Source organism: Mesorhizobium sp. M1403 (genome assembly GCF_040317695.1).
Taxonomy (GTDB): Bacteria; Pseudomonadota; Alphaproteobacteria; order Rhizobiales; family Rhizobiaceae; genus Mesorhizobium.
Genome location: NZ_JAMYKY010000011.1, coordinates 151,780 through 171,539, shown reverse-complemented (window position 1 = coordinate 171,539; position 19,760 = coordinate 151,780). Strand labels below are relative to the sequence as shown.

Sequence of the window (19,760 nt, the reverse complement as noted above, 5' to 3'; positions counted from 1 at the left end):
CCCACTCCTCATTTCAGTCCTCGCCCTCGAAGGACGGGCTCTGTTCGGCGACACCTGCCTGCGCCAGCACCTTGCGCAGCCAAGGGGGAGGACACGTCCTGAGCATCATCTGCGTGCGCAACAGCACCTCTTCGATTGTTTGGGGCTGCGGCACTTTGATCGGATGAATTTTTGCCGAAACAACCTTGGCTGCCGAAGGTCCGCCGATCGCCAGACAAAACAGGAGATGACATCCCTTGAGCGCCTCCACCTTCGGGGTGATGCGGTCATCGCCCTCAGTTCGGTGCTTCCCGCTCTCGTCGGAAACGTCATCGAAGGCCACGGCCTCGACGAGATACCACTCCTCGCGCGTCACGTCGTAGACAGCAAAGCGCCTGGCCGAACCGAAATGGGCGTTGAGGTTCTTCATGTCCTGCGTGGCGATCGCCACGCGCAATGCGCCGGCTTGGCGTTTCGGCGTCAGTGCGTGAACCTCGTCAGTGACGAGCGAGAGGCGACGAACGGAGCTCATCTGGCATTTCTCGTTTACGGAGTGGATCAAACGCCTCAGTCGTCGGCGCGTGCCGGTTGGCTTCAAAAATGTTGGCGACCTCGAAGATCAGGTCGCGGGTCCCCTGGTAGAGGATTGTAAGTTTGTGCTGGCTGCCGAGCCGGTCGAAGATCGGGAAGCCGACCCGCATGAGCGGAATGCCGAGGCGCTGCGCCGCCTGGCGGCCGTGGGAATGGGTGACGAGAAGATCAGCGCCGGCGCCAAGAGCTTCCAAATCGCCGAGATCGCCGATTTGAACCGACTGCGCCGGTACTTCCTCCAAAATTTTCGACATGTCGGTCGTGGTGACCGCCGCCGCGATTTCGGAGCCCATGCCGATGAAGAAGCTCGCGAGTTGGTAGAGTTGGTCTGGTTCAGCAGCGATCGCAATTTTCTTGCCTCCAAAGTGGAAATGTCCGTCGAGCAACGCGTCCTGCAACTGCGCCCGGCGACGGCGCACCCCAGCCGGCGCCGCCGCGCCCGAAACCGCGGACAGCAGCGAGACGAACCGGTCGGCGTCCTTCAATCCAGTCAGCGCCTGGAACAGCACGTAAGGCACGCCGGTCAACCTCTGCAGCAGCTCGGCCGGGCGGCGCATATGCTCACCGATGACGATACATTGCTCGGCCGTGCCAAGCTCGCGGATATCCTCGACGCTGGTGCCGCCATAGGTGGTCGTGACCCAGCGGTCGGGCACCGTACCGTCGAGCGAGCCGGAGACGTCCGGCAGAATCACGGGCTTCAGTCCAAAGCTTTCAACCATCTCACGTAAATGCTCGATATCAGCCACAGTGAGGTTCCAGCCAGGCAGGATCACGATCTTCTTCGACTGCCGCGCCTGCTGGCCGGGCCGTGTAATCCTTTCGATCATCGCGCTGACAGCCTTGGCCCAGCCCTCTTCGATCGCGCCGCCGAAATCCGGTGTGTTGGCTAGCACCACCTCCGTACCCGCGAGTTCTTCCGCGCGCTTCAGCCTGATATTGGCGATATCTCCTGCGCAGTCTTCGCCCCGGGTTTCCACCAGCGCCGTCGTGCAGACCCCGATCAGCGTTGGCTTTGCGCGGGCCTTGAGGTTGAGGACCGCCTCTTCCAGATGGTCTGCCCCGCCGAGAATCGTCGCCACCTCATCCATCGCGGTTGTCTGCAAGGGGATGGCTTCCTTGAAATGCCGCACGAAGAGCACGAGGGCGAAGCTGGTGCAGCCCTGGCTGCCGTGGAACAACGGCATCGCGCCGTCGACCCCAAGGAAAGCGAAGGCGGCGCCGAGCGGCTGCGAGGACTTCAGCGGATTGACCGCCGCCGCTTTGGTCTGGGGAAGGATGCGGACCATCGCTTCCTCAACACTCGCCGAAATCGTCGGCTGTCGTGCCGGCGAATTCCTGGACAACATGCAAGGTCGCGGTCTCGCTTTTCGTGCTCGGCAGTTCTTCCCTCACCCCAGGCTGGCAATCCCATGGTGCCGGTTCCCGCACATGGCGCCAGATCGGGTTATGAATGGCGAGGTCGATCTGGCGTACGAGTTCCACCATGCCGTCATAGCCGGCGTAAGGATGTTGGCGCTCCTGGTTGATATCGAGCCAGGGTGTCTTGGCCTTCAGCGCGATGAACTGCGTGCGCCCGCCCGACAGCATGATATCGGCCTTGTGTTCTGAGAGCATGGCGTAAAGCTCGCGCGGCGTCATCTGCTCGAACATGTCGTTGTCGTCCTTGAGGATCTGCTTGATGCGCTCCTTGTCTCCGACGGTCGATTTCTTGACAGAGGTGCCGACGATCTCGATGCCGATCTCCATCAGCGCATGGACGACCGACCAGGACTTCACACCGCCGGTGTTGAGCAGCACGCGCTTGCCTTCGAGCCTCGGCCGGTAGGCCGCGAGCTTCTTCCATGCGATCACCTCCTCATCTGCAATCAAGGCCTCGGTGCGGCCGAGGATCTCCGGATCGGCACCCTTCTTCACGAGCAGCTGAGAGATCTGTCGGAGCGCTTCCGAGGTGTCGGTGATGCCGTAGAAGGAGCCCTCGAAGAATGGGATCTCCCAGCGCTGCTCCATCTTGCGGGCGAGATTGATGAGCGCGGTCGAGCACACCATCATAGCCGCCCGGGCGCGGTGCGCGGAGGCAATGTCGAGGTAGCGCGCGTCGCCCGGAATGCAGGCGCGCACCCGGATGCCCAGCCGATCAAGGAGCGGCTTCACCAGCCAGAATTCGCCCGAGAGGTTGAATTCGCCAAGGATATTGATGTCGTAAGGGCCGGCATCGTCGGGCTCCGCCGTGCCGATGACATGATCGAGCAACGCCTCGCCGGCAAGCTTGTTGCCGAGATTCTTGGAGCCGACGAAGCCCGGCGCATTGACCGGCACCACCGGCAGGCCGAACTTTTCCGCCGCGCGCTTGCAGACGGCCTCGATGTCGTCGCCGATCAGCGCCGTCACGCAGGTCGGATAGACGAAAATAGCCGGCGGCCCATACGCTTCCTTGATCTCGCGGATCGCTTTGAAGAGCTTCCGCTCGCCCTGCCCCATCACAACATCGAGTTCTGTGAGGTCGGTCGTGAAGCTTGTGCGCCACAGCGTTGGCCCGGACGAAGCCGCACCGCGGTTGTCCCAGGAATTGCCCTCGCAGGCGAGCGGCGCATGGATCAGGTGCGCGACGTCGGTGATCGGCTGCAGCACGATCTTGGCGCCATCGAAGGCACAGCCGCCGGCCGCCGCCCCGGGGATGAGTGGCTTCGAACAGCCCTCCTTGCGCGCCTTGGCATCCTTGCCGCGGTTCTGCTCGCAGGCGGGCTCGTTGAAGACATCCTGGATTTTGGCTCTGAGCGAGGACATTGCGTCGGTCTCCAAAGTCCCTCTGGACGACGACCGGCCTCACCGAAGAGCCGGCCGCCACCCTTAGCGGGTGAGGTCATACGAATAGTCCGTCACGCCCGTCTCGCTTGTCTCGCGATCGAGCTTGTCGAAGATCTTGTCGAGGATCGTCGTCAGGACGCGCAACCCGCCTTGGTAGCCCATAAGCGCAAACCGATGGTGATGGTGGCGGTCGAAGATCGGAAACGTCAGCCGGATCAGCGGCGTGCCGGTGTCGCGCTCCAGATACTTGCCATAGGAGTTGCCGATCAGCAGGTCCACCGGCTCGGTGAAGAGCAGCGAGCGCATCGCCCAGAGGTCCTTGCCCGCCCAGACTTGAGCATCCTCGCCGAAGGGCGATGATGCAAGCAGCTCCTTCAACTCCGCTTCCCATGCCGAGGTGCCGTTGGTGGCGAGGCAATGGGTCGGCTCGCCGCCGGTCTCCATGATGAAGCGGGCCATGGCGTAGACAAAGTCCGGATCGCCGTAAATGGCGTATTTCTTCCCGTGCAGCCAGGATTGGCTGTCCGCCATGGCGTCAACAAGTCGGCCGCGCTCCAGGCGGATTGCCTCGGGGATTTGCTTGCCGGTAATCGCGGAGACCTCCATCAGGAAGTCGTCGGTCGCCTGGACTCCGAGCGGGTAATGGAACGAGGCAGTCGCCTGCCCTACCCCCTCGCAATACTCCAGTGTTTTTCGGGTGTTGTAATGTTGTAGCGAAAGTGTCGCCTCGGCGTTGATTGCCTTCCTCACGTCTTCGATCTTCGTGCCGCCGTCGTACATGCGGTATTCGCCGTCCGACGGCGTGTCGAACTGGTCAGAGGCGTCTTGGATGAAGGTATAGGACACGCCTATCAGATCGAGCAGGCGCTTGAGTTCCCGGTTGTTGCCGACACAGAAGCCGTCGAAGCCCGGAATGATGTTGATGCTTCCCTCGGCTTCCGTGCGCTCCTCGCCTTTCCAGAAATGCTCCAAAATGCCCTTGACCGTAACGTCATAGCCGTCGACATGGCTGCCGACGAAGGCCGGCGTGTGGGCAAAGGGCACGTCGAAGTCGCGCGGGACCGAGCCTTCGTCCTTGGCGTTCTCGATGAAGCTGTGCAGGTCGTCGCCAATGACCTCGGCCATACAAGTGGTCGAGACGGCGATCATCTTCGGGTCATAGAGTTGATACGTGTTGGCGAGCCCGTCGACCATGTTCTTCAGGCCGCCGAACACCGCCGCGTCCTCGGTCATCGAGGAGGAAACTGCTGAAGCAGGCTCCTTGAAATGGCGCGACAGGTGCGAGCGGTAATAGGCCACGCAGCCTTGGCTGCCGTGGACGAAGGACATGGTTCGCTCGAAACCCGCGGCCGCGAATACCGCGCCGAGCGGCTGGCAGGCCTTGGCGGGGTTCACGACAAGCGCTTCGCGAGCGAGGTTCTTTTCGCGGTATTCCCACGTCTTGGTGAATTCGCGTGCGTCGGTAACGACCTGGTCCGGGTGAGGACATTCGAAATTCAGCCTCTTCTCGGCGAGCATCTGCCTGTATTCCGGCTCGCGGAACAGGGGCGCGTGGTCGAGAACTTTTTCAGCCGACTGCGGCATGGGTGGTTACCTCTTTTCCATCTGGCCGCGCCATACGGCGGCACAGGGACGTCGAAACGTTTCAGGTCTCCCGCGGACTGAGGGCCACAGGCGTTCAACGGCCTCCCGGCTTTCGGGAGGCCAGGGTTTCATTCCGCAGCGATCGCCGCCGACGGCTCGGCTTTTTTCTTCCAGGGAGCGTCGTAGAGGCCCCAGACCGGGTTGTTGATGGCCAGATCCATGTCGCGGGCGAAGATGGCGAAGCCGTCGTAGCCGTGATACGGGCCGGAATAATCCCAGGAATGCATTTGACGGAACGGTATGCCCATCTTCTGGACGGGGTACTTCTCTTTGATGCCGGAGCCCACGAGATCAGGACGGATCCCCTCGATGAACTTCTCCAGCTCGTAACCAGTCACGTCGTCATAGATTAGCGTGCCCTTCTTCACGTAGTGGCCGGTACGCTGATAATCGTCGTTATGGCCAAATTCGTAGCCAGTGCCGACAATAACCATGCCCAGGTCCTCATATGCCGTGACAACGTGACGGGGGCGCAGCCCGCCGACATAGAGCATCACCGTCCTGCCTTCGAGGCGCGGCCGGTACTTGGCTACGACCGCATCGACCAGGGGCCGGTATTTGGCGATGACCGCCTCGGCCTTGGCCTCGATTTCCGGTCCGAAATGCTTGGCTATCTTGCGCAGAGAGGCTTCGGTCTGGGAGGGGCCGAAGAAATTATACTCCATCCAGTCGATGCCATACTTTTCCTCCATATGCCGGCAGATGTAGTTCATCGACCTGTAGCAATGGATGAGATTGAGCTTTGCCTTTGGCGCTCGCTCTATTTCGGCCAGCGTAGCGTCGCCCGACCAGTTGCCGACCACGCGCAGGCCCATCTCCTCGAGCAGGATGCGCGAAGCCCAGGCGTCGCCGCCGATATTGTAGTCGCCGATCACATTGACATCGTACGGGCCGGCCTCGAACTCGACGTCCTTCTTCTCGAACACCCAGTCGCGGATCGCGTCGTTGGCGATGTGGTGGCCGAGTGATTGCGAGACGCCGCGGAAGCCCTCGCAGCGCACCGGCACGATCGTCTTTTCGTGCTCCTTGGCCTTGTTGCGGGACACCGCTTCGGTGTCGTCGCCAATCAGGCCGATCGGACATTCGGATTGCACGCTCATGCCTTTGTTCAGCGGAAACAGTTCCTCGATCTCGTCGATCGTCCGTTCCAGCTTCTTGTCGCCGCCGAAAACAATGTCCTTCTCCTGGAAATCGGAGGTGAACTGCATCGTGACGAACGTGTCGATACCGGTTGTGCCGACGTAGTAGTTGCGGCGTTGCGACCAGGAATATTGCCCGCAGCCGACCGGGCCGTGCGAGATATGGACCATATCCTTGACTGGACCCCACACCACGCCTTTCGAGCCGGCATAGGCGCAGCCGCGAATCGTCATCACTCCGGGGATGGACTTGATGTTCGATTTGACCTCGCATTCGGAAAGGCCCTCGCTTTCCTCGCCAGCCTCGTCGCCGCTCTTTGCGACGCTGAGGTGCTTTTTGCGGCGCTTCGCCGCCTTGTCAGGATATTGCGACAGCACCTCCTCGATAAGCTTCGCATGGAGGGCGCCGTCATTCTCGTATTCCAGGCTCATGGGACCCCTTTCAAGGTTCAGGGTGACGCCTCACCAACGAGGCGCCGTTCTTTGAAAGGCGCGCCAGTCAAGGCCGCGCCTCGTGTCGGCAGCGGTCGTTACTGTGCGGCCGCCTTGGCCGCTTCCTTGACCTGAAGCTCGGCAAGCATCTGCTCGTCAGTCTTCATGATGCCGAAGTCGAGCAGCATGTCCTCGAGCTCCTCCATGGTGATCGGGGTCGGGATGGTACCCTGGCCCGAATTGGCATGGATCTTCTCGGCCAGCGCCCTGTATTCCCCGGCCTGCTTGGAGTCCGGCGCATACTGGATCACAGACATCTTCCTGAGCTCGGCGTGCTGGACGATATTGTCGCGGGGCACGAAGTGGATGAGCTTGGAATTGAGCCTGGAAGCCAGCGCTTCGGCGAGGTCGAGCTCGCGGTCGGTTTGGCGCTCGTTGCAGATCAGGCCGCCGAGCCGCACGCCGCCCGAATGGGCGTATTTCAGGATGCCCTTGGCGATGTTGTTGGCGGCATAGAGCGCCATCATCTCGCCCGACATGACGATATAGATTTCCTGGGCCTTGTTCTCGCGGATCGGCATCGCGAAACCGCCGCACACCACATCCCCGAGCACGTCGTAGGAGACATAGTCGACATCGTCGTAGGCACCGTTCTCCTCGAGGAAGTTGATCGAGGTGATCACGCCGCGGCCGGCGCAGCCGACACCCGGCTCAGGGCCGCCCGACTCCACGCATTTGATGCCTTTGTAGCCGACCTTGAGCACGTCCGCGAGTTCCAGGTCTTCCACCGAACCTTCCTCTGCCGCGAGGTGCAGGACCGTATCCTGCGCCTTCGCGTTCAGGATCAGGCGGGTGGAGTCGGCTTTGGGGTCGCAGCCGACGATGAGGATTCTCTGCCCGAGGTCGACAAGGGCGGCGAGCGTATTTTGGGAGGTGGTGGACTTGCCGATGCCGCCCTTGCCGTAAAAGGCGATCTGACGCAAACCTGACATGTAGCTTTCCTTCCTTCGTTCCATTCATCGCGGCTGCCGCGACATGAATGCCGGTCGGCAGCTCTTGCCGCCTCGCACCGAAGGGTTTCAAGACTCGTGCCAACTGGGCTAATGGCTCGAAGAAAGATTTCGTGTTTGATTTTCAGCAATTTAGCATGAGGCCATCCAAGGGATTGTCGGAACAAGCCGTGTAGCGGACCCGACAATGGCGGAAAAGCGTCGATAGCGGAGGCTCGCTGCCGTGGCATCAGCCTGGTGAGGGGTTGGTCTCAGCAACCAAACCCTCCCCCAGGAGGCCATTCCAGCCACTGCACACAATCCCGCGTCAGCGGTCGTTCAATCCGCCTTCGATTCAGCTCTCTAGCACCCAACCGCGGCATCTCGGCTTTCGTGTCATCAATGTCGTTCATCGCCGAGCGCGCCTGCTACAGATATCTGAGCAGGGTCCGTAATATAATGTGAAAACAAAATTTCGCCGCATTTTACGAGTTCCCCGCACCGCTGTCACGAGGGGTCTCCCGAACCGGAGAACGCCCCTTGCTAGGTGTTTGCACTTCCAGGATTCCGACATCTCCCATCCCGGACTCCGGCTGCGTCGTACGCAGCAGCGTGGAAGCCTACCGGTTGATGGGAGAACAGATAAGGAAGCCTGACCGCACTCAGCCTCACTCGAACGAGCGCTCTCCTGCCGAGCAATCGCCATTAGGATTCCGGTTTCCGTAGTCCGGGCTTGTTAGACCCTATGATTGCTGGGCCTGAGCCTCATAACAAAACGCCATGACGGGCGACGTTGCAGGCGATGCGGGGAATCGCACTGATCAATGCGGTGGTGTTGGTCGCGGAAGTCGGCGACTTCACAGGCTTCTTGAATCTAGGCCAACTGATTTTGGTCTCGTACCAGGCGAGCAATCAAGCGGTGAGACGATCCGACAACCCACCGTATCAAAGCCACCATCCCGCAGGTTTACAGGGTGTCCTGCTTCGTGAGAATCCATTTTATCTCCTATGTTTCAAGAGCATCAGTTTCTCCGCTGTTTTTTCGATGCACTGGGACCGGATGATGGGGCTAAACTATATGAGCAGGTGAATAACTGCCGCTGTAACCGGTTGGACCGAGATGTCAGTGGCCGGAGCGCGCACATTACAGGCCACGACCCGTCCGTCTGCCATTGGGACCTAGGGTAGCACTTCGATGCGGCAACGCTCGACCGCGAGCGCAGCGCGGGTGAAACGCGCACCCACTCGGCGGGTTGATGGGGCTTGGCACTTCGCCCTCAACGGGTGCCTCCAGCCGAACTTCCGTAGGATTCGGGGTCGCGTCCCTACAGGTGGTGTAGCTCGGCGGGTAGCGAAGCCGCTCGCGAGCGCGCCCTCGATAGCGCTGTAGATGCTATGGGCGGCGGCGAGCGTGTGGCACCCTCGACGCTGTTGAGCAGCTACCTAAGGAGCGCCCCATGTCACCATCCTTTGATGCAAGCAAATCCCTTACCGCCCTTGATCAGGACAGCACGTTGGTCGCAGTGATTGAGATGAGCCAGACAAAGTGGCTCATTGCTGCGACGGTCCCTGGCTTTGAACGTAACCCTCTCAAGAAGCTCGATGCCGACCCGGATTCGGTGTTCAGGCTGTTGCGCCGCTGGCGCAGCGAAGCCATCCAAGCCGGGCGTGAAGTCCGGCGCATCGTTGTCGCCTATGAGGCTGGACGCGACGGCTTTTGGTTGGCGCGCTGGCTCCAGGCGCGCGCTGTCGAAGCTTATGTCATACATCCATCGAGCGTCGCGGTTTCCCGTGAACATCGGCGTGCCAAGACCGATCGCCTCGATACCGAACTGCTGATGCGCGCCTTTCTTGGCTGGCTGCGGGGCGAGAAGCGCCACTGCAGCATGGCAGCCATCCCAACCATCAATGAGGAGGAGGCCCGCCGTCCGAACCGTGAACGAGACAATCTCGTCCGCGAACGTACACGGATCGTCAACCGCATCAAGGCAATCCTCGCTCGCTTCGGCATTCGCGCCTTCAAACCCAATCTGCGCAAAGCTGCCGAGAAACTGGAGGCTCTGCATACGGCGGAAGGTATGCCCCTACCAGAACGAAGCCGAGCCGAGTTGCGCCCTAATCTCGGACGGCTTCACCTGTTGCGTGAACAAATCCACGAGATCGAACAGGAGCGGTTGCGGCAGCTCTCGGTGGTTCCGGACACGGAGAAGGGTCCGCTCGCGATGGTTCGCCTTCTTGCGCGGATCATCGGTGTCGGTATCGAGACTGCGGACATGCTGGTGAATGAGATTCTCTCACGCGGCCTGCGTGATCGGCGAGCCGTCGCCCGCTATGCCGGACTTACCGGGGCGCCGGATGAGAGCGGCCAACGCAGGCGCGAGAAAGGTCTTGCGCGGGCCGGCAACGCTCGGTCCGCTACGGCATGATCCTATTGGCTTGGCGGTTCCTCCAATTCCAAAAGAACAGCGCGCTGGCGCACTGGTTTTGCGCGAGAACGGCCGATGGCCGTGGCGGTACGCGCAAGACAATGATCGTGGCTTTGGCGCGTAAGCTACTGATTGCCTTCTGGCGACTTGTCACGACCGGCGAGATCCCGACGGGAGTAGCCCTGCGTCCGGTATAAAGCATGGAGGAGCGTTCGACAGGACGAGCATTGAAGTTTGGCAGCTGCAATAGCGTCTGCCAATAACGATCCGAGGTGGTGGTGATCCCGGTCGCTCACATGGCTTACGACGCCGCGCTGTAGAATGGGCCCACCGCCCGGAGCTTCGCCGCCGATGCGTATGGCTGCATCATGGTTTTTGATCCGCGAGGATCAACCGCATACAAGCTTGCGGCGCGTTTACGGGCGCCTGATGGCGAGCTCCCCTCGGTTTGAAGTTGTAGACCTCTACAAACAGCACCTGCCGGCTCAATGTAGCGCTGCCGCCGTGCTCGTGACCATCAAGGGCAAGTCGCTTCGCGATGGCCAAAGGCCCACCCTTGACCGTCACTGCGCGGCGCCCCAATGGACCCCGGAGCCAAAGCAGGAACAAATGGGCGCACACGGCTGAACAAGGAGACGGGACGACTGAAAGATCACCTTGACAAAGATTAGCCCATACAAGCGAGCGAGCGGCTTTGCGGTGGTCATCGACAGTTCGCCGGTAAGGTCGGGTTGCTGACACCAACCTGATCCGAAGGAACCATCGATGACCGACGACATGATGAACCTGCGCGCGCTCGTGGAGAAGACTCCGGATTCCGATCTCTTGCGCGAGATGATCGGCTTTGCCGCCGAGCGGCTGATGGAGCTGGAGGTTTGGGGCCGCCACCGGCGCCGCCTATGGCGAGAAGAGCCCGTTGCGCACGGCCCAGCGCAACGGCTATCGCGAGCGCGACTGGGACACGCGCGCCGGCACCGTCGAGCTGCGCATCCCCAAGCTCAGGAAGGGCTCCTACTTCCCCGGTTTCCTCGAACCGCGCCGCATGGCCGAGAAGGCGCTGACCGCCGCCATCCAGGAGGCCTACATCCAGGGGATCTCGACCCGCTCGGTCGACGATCTGGTCAAGGCCATGGGCATGAGCGGCATCTCCAAAAGCCAGGTCAGCCGGCTGTGCGAAAAGATCGACGGCAAGGTCAAAGCGTTCTTTGAAAGACCCATCGAGGGCGACTGGCCATATATGTGATCGACGCCACCTACCTGAAGGTGCGCCGCGGCGGCGCTGATCGCGGCAGCCCCGATCCCGAATCGATCGTATCCCAGGTAATGGTGTAGCTGACGGCTGGATCGCCGCGCTCTCCGGCATGGGACCGGGGTGATCAACGTAAATGGTCGAAAAGTGGGGCGTTTCCGACGACAAGAAGACCTACACGTTCCAACTCCGCGAACCTTGATCAAGTCGCGTCTAGTAATGGTCATGTTCTGTTCCTCCTCTTTTGGCCGGGTGCTCCCGGCATTACGAATGCGCTGATCACAGTCGGAAGTCCGGGAGTCCTACTCGGAAGCCAGCCCGCCATCGGCTTGCTTCAATCCTGGTCCTCACAGGCCCTCAGCAGACCTCCTCACGAAGCTGGCGCTGTCGCCAGGAACCGTTCGAAGACGTTCACGATCTTGTCGATGTCGGCATCAGACATTGCCGTCGATAGCGAGGCCGAAGTGTCGGCATGAAGAAGGATACCCTCACTGCGGAAGAAACGGCTTATTGCTTTCAACGCGCCCGCCTCATCGGTCGACGGGTAGGCTTCGCGATAGTCGCGCGGAAGCGTTTGTTTGGGGTGGATGCGAAAGAGCGACGCTGCGCCGCTGATGACATAGCGGGCCTGATGGCGGCTGATGGCGGCGGCGAGCGCAGTGCGGAGCCGATTCCCCATTTCCTCCAGGCGAGCGAAAGCCGCTTCCGTCTGGCTTCCATACTGACGCGACCGGCGACCATTGAGATCGGATTTTGCCGAGAAGGTGCCAGCCTGCGCCACTTTGGCCCGTCCGGCCGATCCGTCGAAGACGCTCATGACGCGGCGCGATCCGCCAATGGCACCGATTGGAAATCCGCCACCGATAATCTTGCCGGCGGCAATCAGGTCAGGCTCGATCCCATAGCGTGCGGATGCGCCACGATAGCCTTGGCGAAGATTGAGCACTTCGTCGCAAACGACGAGAATGCCATGTTGGCGCGCGGTTTCGACTACAGCGGCGATGAAGTCAGGATCAGGCGGGATAAGGCCACCGCTGCTCGGCATTGGGTCGAGCAGGATACAGGCTAGGCGATCGGCGGCAGCTGCGATCCTGCGACGCGCACCGTCGGCATCATTGAACCGAAGAATGACGACCTCATCAGCAACCGATGCCGGTGTGCCTGCATAGGCCGGCACGGCGACAGGCCCATCCGGCGATCACCATGTTGCGGGCGTACCTCCCAGGTCCGCCTCGGCCCAGTCATAGGAGCCGTGATAGGCGCCTTCGGTCTTGGCAATGCCCGGGCGTCCGGTGAATGCGCGCGCCGCCTTGATGGCGAACATCACCGCCTCGGTGCCAGTGTTGACGAAGCGAATTTGTTCAACCGCCGGAATGCGGTCAACCAGCAGTTCTGCCAAGTCGATCTCATGAGCGGTCGGATTGGAAAAGCAGGTACCGTCGCGAAGGAGACGCGCCACCGCATCAAGCGCCGGAAGAAAACCATGCCCATGGATCAGCGTGGTGAAATTGTTGCTGAGATCCAGAAAACGTTGTCCGTCAACGTCAATCAGATACGCGCCGTCACCCTTCAGGATGTAGCGCGGCGTCGGATCGCGTTCAACCGTAGCGCGGGTAATGCCACCCGGAAAAACCGCGCGGCCTCGGGCAAACAATTTGTTCGATTGCGGGCCAAGCAGTGCAATGTTGGGCGCCGTCATGAATTTGTTTGGCACATCAGATCTCCCGAAAAGTGTCGCTTGTCATTTGTTTTGTCGCAAAGGAATCGAGACCGTTTGCCCGGTCCGTCGATCGACCACTTCCTCACTCGTCTGATGTCGCAATACCTGCCCTGCTCCCGAAATTGGAACGCATCACCATACTCTTCCGGAAAGACCGCAAGAGCCTCGCCAGCGCACTCAAAGAGATTTACCGCGCCGTCGATGCCGAGTACGCGTCCGAGGAGGGCCGCCTTGCGGGCGAACGGAGGGTGTAGCTGACTGTCGGTATGGATATCGCTACTGACCGTCGCCAAGTCACTCGTCTCGAGATTGTTGACACTGGCCGCCGGCGCCGCTGGTCGGAGGGGGAGAAGCTGCGGATCGTCGAGGAGAGCTATTCGGCTCCGCGGCAGGCATCCGCGACAGCGCGGCGTCACGGGATTTCCACCCCACTGCTGTTTGCCTGGCGCAAGGCGCATCGCGAGGGTCGGCTTGGCGAAGGTGGCGTCTGCGGTTTCGTGCCAGCGATGATCGTACCGGAGCAGCCAGAGAAAGGTCCAGAACCGGCTGGCGGGCGCATGGAAGTGGTGAGCGTGAATGGCCGCAGGGTCATCGTCGAGCCCGACGTTCACGTGGAAGCGCTGCTTCGGGTCATGCGCGGCCTGGAAACGCTGCGATGATCCCAATTCCGACGGGGGTGCGAGTGTGGCTGGCGACGGGTTACACCGACATGCGCTGCGGCTTTCCCAGCCTTGCTCTACGCGTGCAGGAGATCTTGAAGAAGGATCCGCTGAGCGGTCATATTTTTTGCTTTCGCGGTAAAAGAGGTGATCTCCTGAAGATCATTTGGCATGATGGGCAAGGATCGTGCCTGTTTACGAGACGTCTTGAGCGCGGCCGCTACATCTGGCCATCTCTGGCAGACGGAAGCGTTACGATATCAACGGCGCAGTTGAGCTATCTCCTGTCCGGGATCGATTGGCGTAACCCTCAGGAAACACGGCGTCCAACGCGGGTCGGCTAGCATTTACATTTTGAAATTGCAGGCAAAATCTGATTCACTGGCCTCATGACGTTGAAGCCGGATGATCTTCCTTCGGACCTCGCGAGTGCCCTGGCGGCACTGCGGGCTGAACGCGAAGCACGCCGACAAGCCGAGGCGGTGGCTGCCAGCGCGCAGGCGAAACTATCGGACACCGAGGCGCTGATTGCACATCTACAGCTTATGATCGAGAAGCTGAAGCGCGAGAAATACGGCCAGCGTTCCGAACGCACGGCGCGCCTGATCGAGCAGATGGAACTTCAGCTCGAAGACCTCGTGACCGCGGCGAGCGAGGATGAGCTTGCCGCGGCCGCTGCGGTGGCGAAAACCCAGAGCGTGCGCGCCTTCGCGCGCAAGCGACCAGTGCGTAAGCCCTGGCCAGAGACTATCGAACGCGAGCGCGTCGTCATCGAGCCTCCCACCGCCTGCGCCTGCTGCGGCGGATTCCGGCTGTCCAAGCTGGGCGAGGACGTGACCGAGACGCTGGAGGAGATCCCGCGCCGCTTCAAGCTGATCGAAACGGTGCGCGAAAAGTTTACCTGCCGCGACTGCGAGAAGATCACCCAGCCGCCGGCGCCGTTCCATGTCACGCCGCGCGGCTTCATCGGTCCCCAACTGCTGGCGACAATCCTGTTCGACAAGTTCGGCATGCATGCTCCACTCAACCGCCAGAGCGCGCGCTTCAAGGCCGAGGGGATCGAGCTGCCGCTGTCGACGCTGGCCGATCAGGTCGGCCACGGAACCTTCGCCGTCATGCCGCTCTTCCAGCTGATCGAGCGCCATGTGCTCGCGGCCGAGCGCCTTCATGGCGACGACACCACCATTCGCATCTTGGCGAAGGGCAAGTGCGTGACCGGGCGCATATGGACCTATACGCGCGACGACCGTCCCTTCGCCGGGCCTGCGCCGCCGGCGGCGATCTATTACGCCTCGAGCGACCGGCGCGGCGAGCGTCCTCAGAAGCATCTGGCCGGGTTCGCCGGCATCCTTCAGTGCGACTGTTACAGCGGCTTCGAGCCGCTGTTCGACCCGCAGCGGAAGGAGCAGCCGATCACGCCGGCCTTTTGCTACGCCCATGCGCGCGGCGAGGATTCTTCGAATTGGCCGACATCGCGAAAAAGGCCCGGGATGGCAAGAAGGGCAAACCGATCTCCCCGATCGCGCTGGAGGCGGTCAGGCGCCTCGACGCACTGTTCGAGATCGAGCGCGCCATCAACGGCCGCAGCGCTGCCGAGCGGTATGCCGTGCGGCAGGAGAAGAGCAAACCACTTCTCGACGACATGCACGCCTGGTTGCTCCGCGAGCGCGATACCCTCTCGCGCTCTTCCGAGGTCCTGAAGCCAATCAATTACATGCTCAGGCGCTGGGCCGACTTCGCCCGCTTCATCGACGACGGCAGAATCTGCCTCAGCAACAACGCGGCCGAAAGAGCGCTGCGTGGCATTGCTCTGGGAAGGCGCAACTGGACCTTCGCCGGTTCCCAGCGCGGCGCCGACCGCGCCGCCGTTATGCTTACCCTCATCACCACGGCACGCCTCAACGACATCGACCCAAAAGCCTGGCTCGCCGATGTCCTGGCCCGCATTGCTGATCTTCCCGCTTCGCGTCTGCACGAACTACTGCCTTGGGAATGGAAGCGCCTGCGCGAAGCCGACAAGGCCGCCGATCAGCAGGCCGCCTGACCTTCACGCATCGCCATCATAGAGCCCGCCGCGCACGCGCGCGTGTCCCAATCATGCGGCCTTCGTCGTATGCGTACGATGCCGATGCCGAAGTGGAGGATCGGCGCAGATAGACCACGAGAAACGCCAGCGGGTCCAAAGAATGGTATGGAGCGTCAAAAACAAGCTCTCCCTCAGCCCCGAAGGAGATTAGGGCTTAGGTCAGGTCGAAAATGGTGTAATCGACCACTCGATTGTGTCGACGGCATGCTGAAGTATCGCCTCTGTCTGAGCACGGCTGGGGGAAGCGGCGATGACATACCCGATCCAGTCTCGGAGATCGCCTTTCCTGACGATTGGCGTCTTGGCTTCAACATAGAATTTGACTTCGGCTACACCGGGTATGGCAACCGCCTGACTGTCGCCTTCGATCCAATCAAGGATGCCATCGCGATCAGGAACGAGGAACCGCGCGGCCGCGACGTGCGAATGCCTTCTGCGTAAATTCAATTCGTCGCCGATGACAAGCTTGATGTGCTCGGTGATGACATCGAGCCCGTAAGCCACCTGAAGCAGTTGAGGCCCGGGCGCGCCACCAAGACGCGGATTGACTTCAATGACGACTGGGCCAAGCTTCGTCCACCGGAATTCAATGCAGGTTGGCCCCCAGCCAAGGCCGAGAGCTCGCAAACACCCCAGCGAAACACCGGCGATACGCTCATGCTCGTCATTGGTCAGCAGCGCCGGAAAGGTGAACTCACGAAAGACGAAATGCGGCGGGGGCCCGAAGTCACCGGCGAAAATTCCAGTGACCTTATCTCCCATTATCTCGGCGCAATAATAGGGGCCTTGTGCGAATTCTTCGACCAGTATCCTCGGCGAGGACTGCCATATGTGCTGCCCGCCCAACAGATAGGTCGTATGTTCGGCTAACTCATCGAGGTTGCGGCACAGTCGGACACCTCTGCTGCCGGCACCTACGGCTGGTTTAAGAATCACCGGCAGCCCGATTTCATCGGCAGAGCTTTCTATGTCCGCCGCATCCGTTGCCAAGCGATAATCAGGTATTGGAACGCCCGCCTCCGCGAGAAGCTGACGTTGAGTGAATTTATTGCAGCATCGTTCAATGGATGTGGGGTTCGGTCCCGGTAGATCGAAATGGCGGCAGAGCTTGCCAACTGTCGCATAGAACGAGTCCCCGACGGACGTAATGCCAGCGATGTCATAGGTTGCATGCAGCCGCGAGCATTCGCGGGTCAGCGCATCGAGATCGGCTGTATCGACACGGATTGCCTCAATTCCTTCGGCCCCAAGATAGTCGTACTGAGCTGGATTAGCCGACAGGACAATTGGATGAAGACCAATTTGCAGAGCTGCTTGGACGTATAGCGGACCATTATACCTTGAGCCTTCAACCAGGATCAGCGCTCTTCTTGCCATGGCCGTTGACTCCGACGTTGCGAGGGGTGCGCCGGTCCGAGCGTGCATCGGCAAAGCTTTTTCAGCCGTGCCTGATCTCAGACCTTGTAGTGAACGTACCATTGTCAGCGATTTTAGGTCGCAAAGATTCTGTGAATTTACTTGAAGGATCTGTTGCAACCGGTTTGCTTACCGGGCCGTGGCACGGAGCGTCTTGATGAATTTCTGAGGGTTGTGAGCTTCAAGGCGCGCCGGTTCGACCGGTCAGTGATCGTCACCGGTAAATCGTGCGCCGTGGCGTGAGCGTCGCGCATGAACGACGCGCCGATGAAGAGGCCGCCCTCCCCTCTTCCGAAACCAATTAACAATCAAGCACAAGCTGAAACATGTCCACACTGAGCACACAGCTTCCAAACCCGTTCAAAAAGGAGTCTTCCGGAGGGCGTTCTAGTCCTACAGTTGCGGATCATTTGATTTTCTGATTCCTTGCGACAGGTTATGGAGGGAGCCACGTCTGTCACTTCGTGGTCAGGGTCGTTGTTGGCTGGGAGCAGGAGTTCACAGCGCTGAAGGCGCTGGTTGGGCGGGTGCTTCCTCTCGTGAGCTGCGGGAGACGGGCGCAGATTTCCTTGACGGCCTTCGTTCCGATTGAGCGGAAGACAGGCTGGCTGATGGCTGAGCAGTCCGGAGCGGAGCGGCCCTATCGGATGCAGTCGCTATCGCGCGGGTCATGTCGGCAGCACCACGCTCGGTAAATTCTCCGGTGAGGCAATAGGGGTCAGTTTCTCAATTCGGCCGACAGACCGCCCAGGGCCGGCGGTGAGGGTTACACGCCGGGGTCGGTGCACGATAAGTGCGAACCGTAGCGGATCTCAGTCGCTGGCTCGATGGGTGCAAACTTCGCCGGATGTGCTCGATGAGGAGGTTCTCCGTCAGTATCATGCAGCCCGCCGCCGGGGCTATTTGCGGCGTGGCGAGGCGGCCACTGGTCGGCAACTGCTCAGGTACTTACGTGACCTCGATTGCATTCGAGCCGTCCCGCCAGAGTTGATTGGAGAGATCCAAGATTTCGGGCGCTACCTGAGTGCGGAGCGTGGGCTCTCACCGGCGACCTTGAGCAAATATCTGCCGATTGTTCGAAGCTTTCCAATCGGGCCGTTTGAGAACAAGTCGATGGGGCTAGATGAGCTGCGCCCAATGGATGCCCATCGTTTCGTTGTCCGTTACACTAACACGGGAAGCCGTCGCCGGGCTCAGCTGATGATCACAGTGATCACAGCATTGCGCTCGTTTCTGCGGCAACACCGGGGCGCAATCGCGACGGATCTCGCTCGCGCAGTGCCTCGGGTGCCCCACTGGAGCTTGGCGCACCTTCCGCCTGGTCCAGCAGATGCTCGCGTTTTGCGATCGCGGCACGCCGGTCGGTCAGCGCGATTATGGCGAGATTGTCGTCCACGGCAAGGGCCAGCGGCTGGGGCGACTGTCATTACCGGCGGACGTCGGTGCGGCGCTGGTCGACTATTTGCGGCACGTTCGTCCGATCTGCTCGACGCGGCGTCACCGACACCTACTGCTATCTCACCGCAACGCCAGAGTTACTGCAATGCGCCCTACTGCGAGTGGAGCCGTCCGAGCGGGGAGAACCCGCATGAAGAGCGCCAGCACATTTCCCACTCTGCTGGAGAGTTTCTTCATGGACCGGCTGATGCGACAGAGACAAGTGGCCGCTCTGCTCGCCGCCCCTGACCTCAATATCTGGAGCGGGCGGCGCGATCGGGCGTTGCTGCTTCTGGCCGTCCAAACCGGACTGCGCGCCTCCGAACTCCGCGGTCTGCGCTGCCAGGACGTCGTGCTCGTCCCCGGCGCGTCAAGGCAAGGGGCGCAAAATCCGCAACACACCCCTGCGCAAAGAGGCCATCGCGGTTCTGCGCAGTTGGTTTCAAGAAGGCCAGGGCTAGGCCCCAGAACCTGCCCTTCCGACCATCACCGGCACGGTGCTGAGCCATGACGCCCTGCAATACTTGCTCAACAAACATCTTGCCATTGCGCATCGTCGCTGCACCTCATTGTCCGGAAAGCATGTGACGCCTCATGTGCTTCGACACACGCTGGCGATGGACTTGCTTCACCACGACGTCGACCGTTCCGTGATCGCGCCGCCGAATAGAAAAGCCAGGATATTCGATCTATTCCCCGCGCACGAGATCGGCCGCGAACTGAAGACCATGTCGCAATGGCTGGCGCAAGCGGCGAGGGTATGGCATCTTTCGGCACTGAAGGAGGCGCCCCATGTCACAATCTTTTGACGTGAGCAGGTCCCTCACCGCTCTCAAACAGGATAACACGTTAAGCGCCGTGATCGAGATGGGCCAAGCGAAGTGGCTCGTTACAGCGCTCGTTGCGGGTCTCAACGCCAAGGCCCTTCAAGAAGATCGAGGCCGACGCGGAAGCGCTGTTGAAGTGTCGCAGCGCTGGCGCGACGCAGCCGGCCAGACTGGGCACACGATCAAACGCATTGCCGTTGCCTATGATGCAGGCCGCGAACGGCTTCTGGCTGGCGCTCTGGCTGCGGGCCCGCGGGATCGAGGCCTATGTGATCCACCCTTCAAGCGTTGCGGTATCGCGCGAGCACTGCCGCCAAGACCGATCGTCTTGACGCGGAGTCGCTGACGCGCGCCTTTT

Annotated in this window: 13 protein-coding genes and 5 pseudogenes; 8 read left to right on the top strand and 10 right to left on the bottom strand. The window is 60.9% G+C overall.

The genetic code is table 11. The features are described 5' to 3' along the window. Window positions 1–13: 13 nt before the first annotated feature. From nifX to NKH01_RS19325, 7 genes and pseudogenes are all read right to left on the bottom strand, one after another. The gene (nifX, locus tag NKH01_RS19355; protein WP_353021750.1) at window positions 14–511 is read right to left on the bottom strand and encodes a nitrogen fixation protein NifX; all 498 of its coding nucleotides are present in this window, start codon (window positions 509–511) and stop codon (window positions 14–16) included. Next, complete coding sequence (nifN, locus tag NKH01_RS19350) at window positions 477–1,859, bottom strand: nitrogenase iron-molybdenum cofactor biosynthesis protein NifN (protein WP_353021748.1); 1,383 nt, start codon at window positions 1,857–1,859, stop codon at window positions 477–479. The genes nifX and nifN overlap by 35 nt, the downstream gene beginning before the upstream one ends. 7 nt (window positions 1,860–1,866) lie before the next feature. Then, window positions 1,867–3,357: a nitrogenase iron-molybdenum cofactor biosynthesis protein NifE gene (gene nifE / locus NKH01_RS19345; protein ID WP_353021745.1), complete on the bottom strand. Its 1,491-nt coding sequence runs from the start codon at window positions 3,355–3,357 to the stop codon at window positions 1,867–1,869. 63 nt (window positions 3,358–3,420) lie between these two features. Beyond that, a complete protein-coding gene (nifK, locus tag NKH01_RS19340) occupies window positions 3,421–4,962 on the bottom strand; it encodes a nitrogenase molybdenum-iron protein subunit beta (RefSeq protein WP_353021743.1) in 1,542 nt (513 codons plus the stop codon). Between the two features lie 128 nt (window positions 4,963–5,090). Beyond that, on the bottom strand, window positions 5,091–6,593 hold the full coding sequence (gene nifD, locus NKH01_RS19335) for a nitrogenase molybdenum-iron protein alpha chain (RefSeq protein WP_353021741.1): 1,503 nt from the start codon (window positions 6,591–6,593) through the stop codon (window positions 5,091–5,093). Between the two features lie 98 nt (window positions 6,594–6,691). Continuing rightward, the gene (gene nifH / locus NKH01_RS19330) at window positions 6,692–7,585 is read right to left on the bottom strand and encodes a nitrogenase iron protein (protein ID WP_023801970.1); all 894 of its coding nucleotides are present in this window, start codon (window positions 7,583–7,585) and stop codon (window positions 6,692–6,694) included. 1,071 nt (window positions 7,586–8,656) lie between these two features. Further along, a pseudogene (locus NKH01_RS19325) lies at window positions 8,657–8,897 on the bottom strand (oligopeptide/dipeptide ABC transporter ATP-binding protein); the annotation flags it as partial. A 142-nt stretch (window positions 8,898–9,039) separates the two neighbouring features. Here NKH01_RS19325 and NKH01_RS19320 point away from each other — a divergent pair. Both NKH01_RS19320 and NKH01_RS19315 read left to right on the top strand, forming a co-directional pair. After that, window positions 9,040–10,205: pseudogene (locus tag NKH01_RS19320) on the top strand (IS110 family RNA-guided transposase). A 568-nt stretch (window positions 10,206–10,773) separates the two neighbouring features. Beyond that, window positions 10,774–11,286 (top strand): annotated as a pseudogene (locus tag NKH01_RS19315) (transposase); the annotation flags it as partial. 341 nt (window positions 11,287–11,627) lie between these two features. On the opposite strand, the pseudogene NKH01_RS19310 reads toward NKH01_RS19315, so the two are convergent. Further along, window positions 11,628–12,956, bottom strand: a pseudogene (locus NKH01_RS19310) (aspartate aminotransferase family protein). Window positions 12,957–13,243: 287 nt separating this feature from the next. Here NKH01_RS19310 and tnpA point away from each other — a divergent pair. The 3 genes from tnpA to tnpC all read left to right on the top strand — a co-directional run bounded on the left by tnpA (window position 13,244) and on the right by tnpC (window position 15,680). Next, window positions 13,244–13,636, top strand: coding sequence for an IS66-like element accessory protein TnpA (tnpA, locus tag NKH01_RS19305; protein ID WP_353021737.1), 393 nt, complete (start codon window positions 13,244–13,246; stop codon window positions 13,634–13,636). Next, on the top strand, window positions 13,633–13,980 hold the full coding sequence (tnpB, locus tag NKH01_RS19300; protein ID WP_353021735.1) for an IS66 family insertion sequence element accessory protein TnpB: 348 nt from the start codon (window positions 13,633–13,635) through the stop codon (window positions 13,978–13,980). The genes tnpA and tnpB overlap by 4 nt, the downstream gene beginning before the upstream one ends. A 45-nt stretch (window positions 13,981–14,025) precedes the next feature. Further along, window positions 14,026–15,680, top strand: a protein-coding gene (tnpC, locus tag NKH01_RS19295; protein WP_353021733.1) for an IS66 family transposase whose coding sequence is annotated in 2 segments (ribosomal slippage) — window positions 14,026–15,075 and window positions 15,078–15,680 — 1,653 coding nt in all. Because the reading frame shifts where the segments join, the coding sequence is not laid out codon by codon here. Between the two features lie 201 nt (window positions 15,681–15,881). Here the strand turns inward: tnpC and NKH01_RS19290 are convergent. Then, complete coding sequence (locus NKH01_RS19290; protein ID WP_353021731.1) at window positions 15,882–17,099, bottom strand: ATP-grasp domain-containing protein; 1,218 nt, start codon at window positions 17,097–17,099, stop codon at window positions 15,882–15,884. Window positions 17,100–17,576: 477 nt separating this feature from the next. Here NKH01_RS19290 and NKH01_RS35350 point away from each other — a divergent pair. Next, window positions 17,577–17,797, top strand: a pseudogene (locus NKH01_RS35350) (IS701 family transposase); the annotation flags it as partial. Between the two features lie 554 nt (window positions 17,798–18,351). Here the strand turns inward: NKH01_RS35350 and NKH01_RS19285 are convergent. Then, entirely contained in the window at window positions 18,352–18,534 is a 183-nt protein-coding gene (locus NKH01_RS19285; protein WP_353021730.1) for a hypothetical protein, read from the bottom strand. Between NKH01_RS19285 and NKH01_RS35345 the strand changes: the two genes are divergently transcribed. Further along, a complete protein-coding gene (locus NKH01_RS35345) occupies window positions 18,469–19,086 on the top strand; it encodes a tyrosine-type recombinase/integrase (protein WP_502912653.1) in 618 nt (205 codons plus the stop codon). The genes NKH01_RS19285 and NKH01_RS35345 overlap by 66 nt on opposite strands. Continuing rightward, window positions 19,073–19,384 (top strand): site-specific integrase, encoded by a 312-nt coding sequence (locus NKH01_RS19280; protein ID WP_353021728.1) that lies wholly within the window; start codon window positions 19,073–19,075, stop codon window positions 19,382–19,384. Before NKH01_RS35345 ends, NKH01_RS19280 begins: the two co-directional genes overlap by 14 nt. Window positions 19,385–19,760 lie beyond the last annotated feature (376 nt).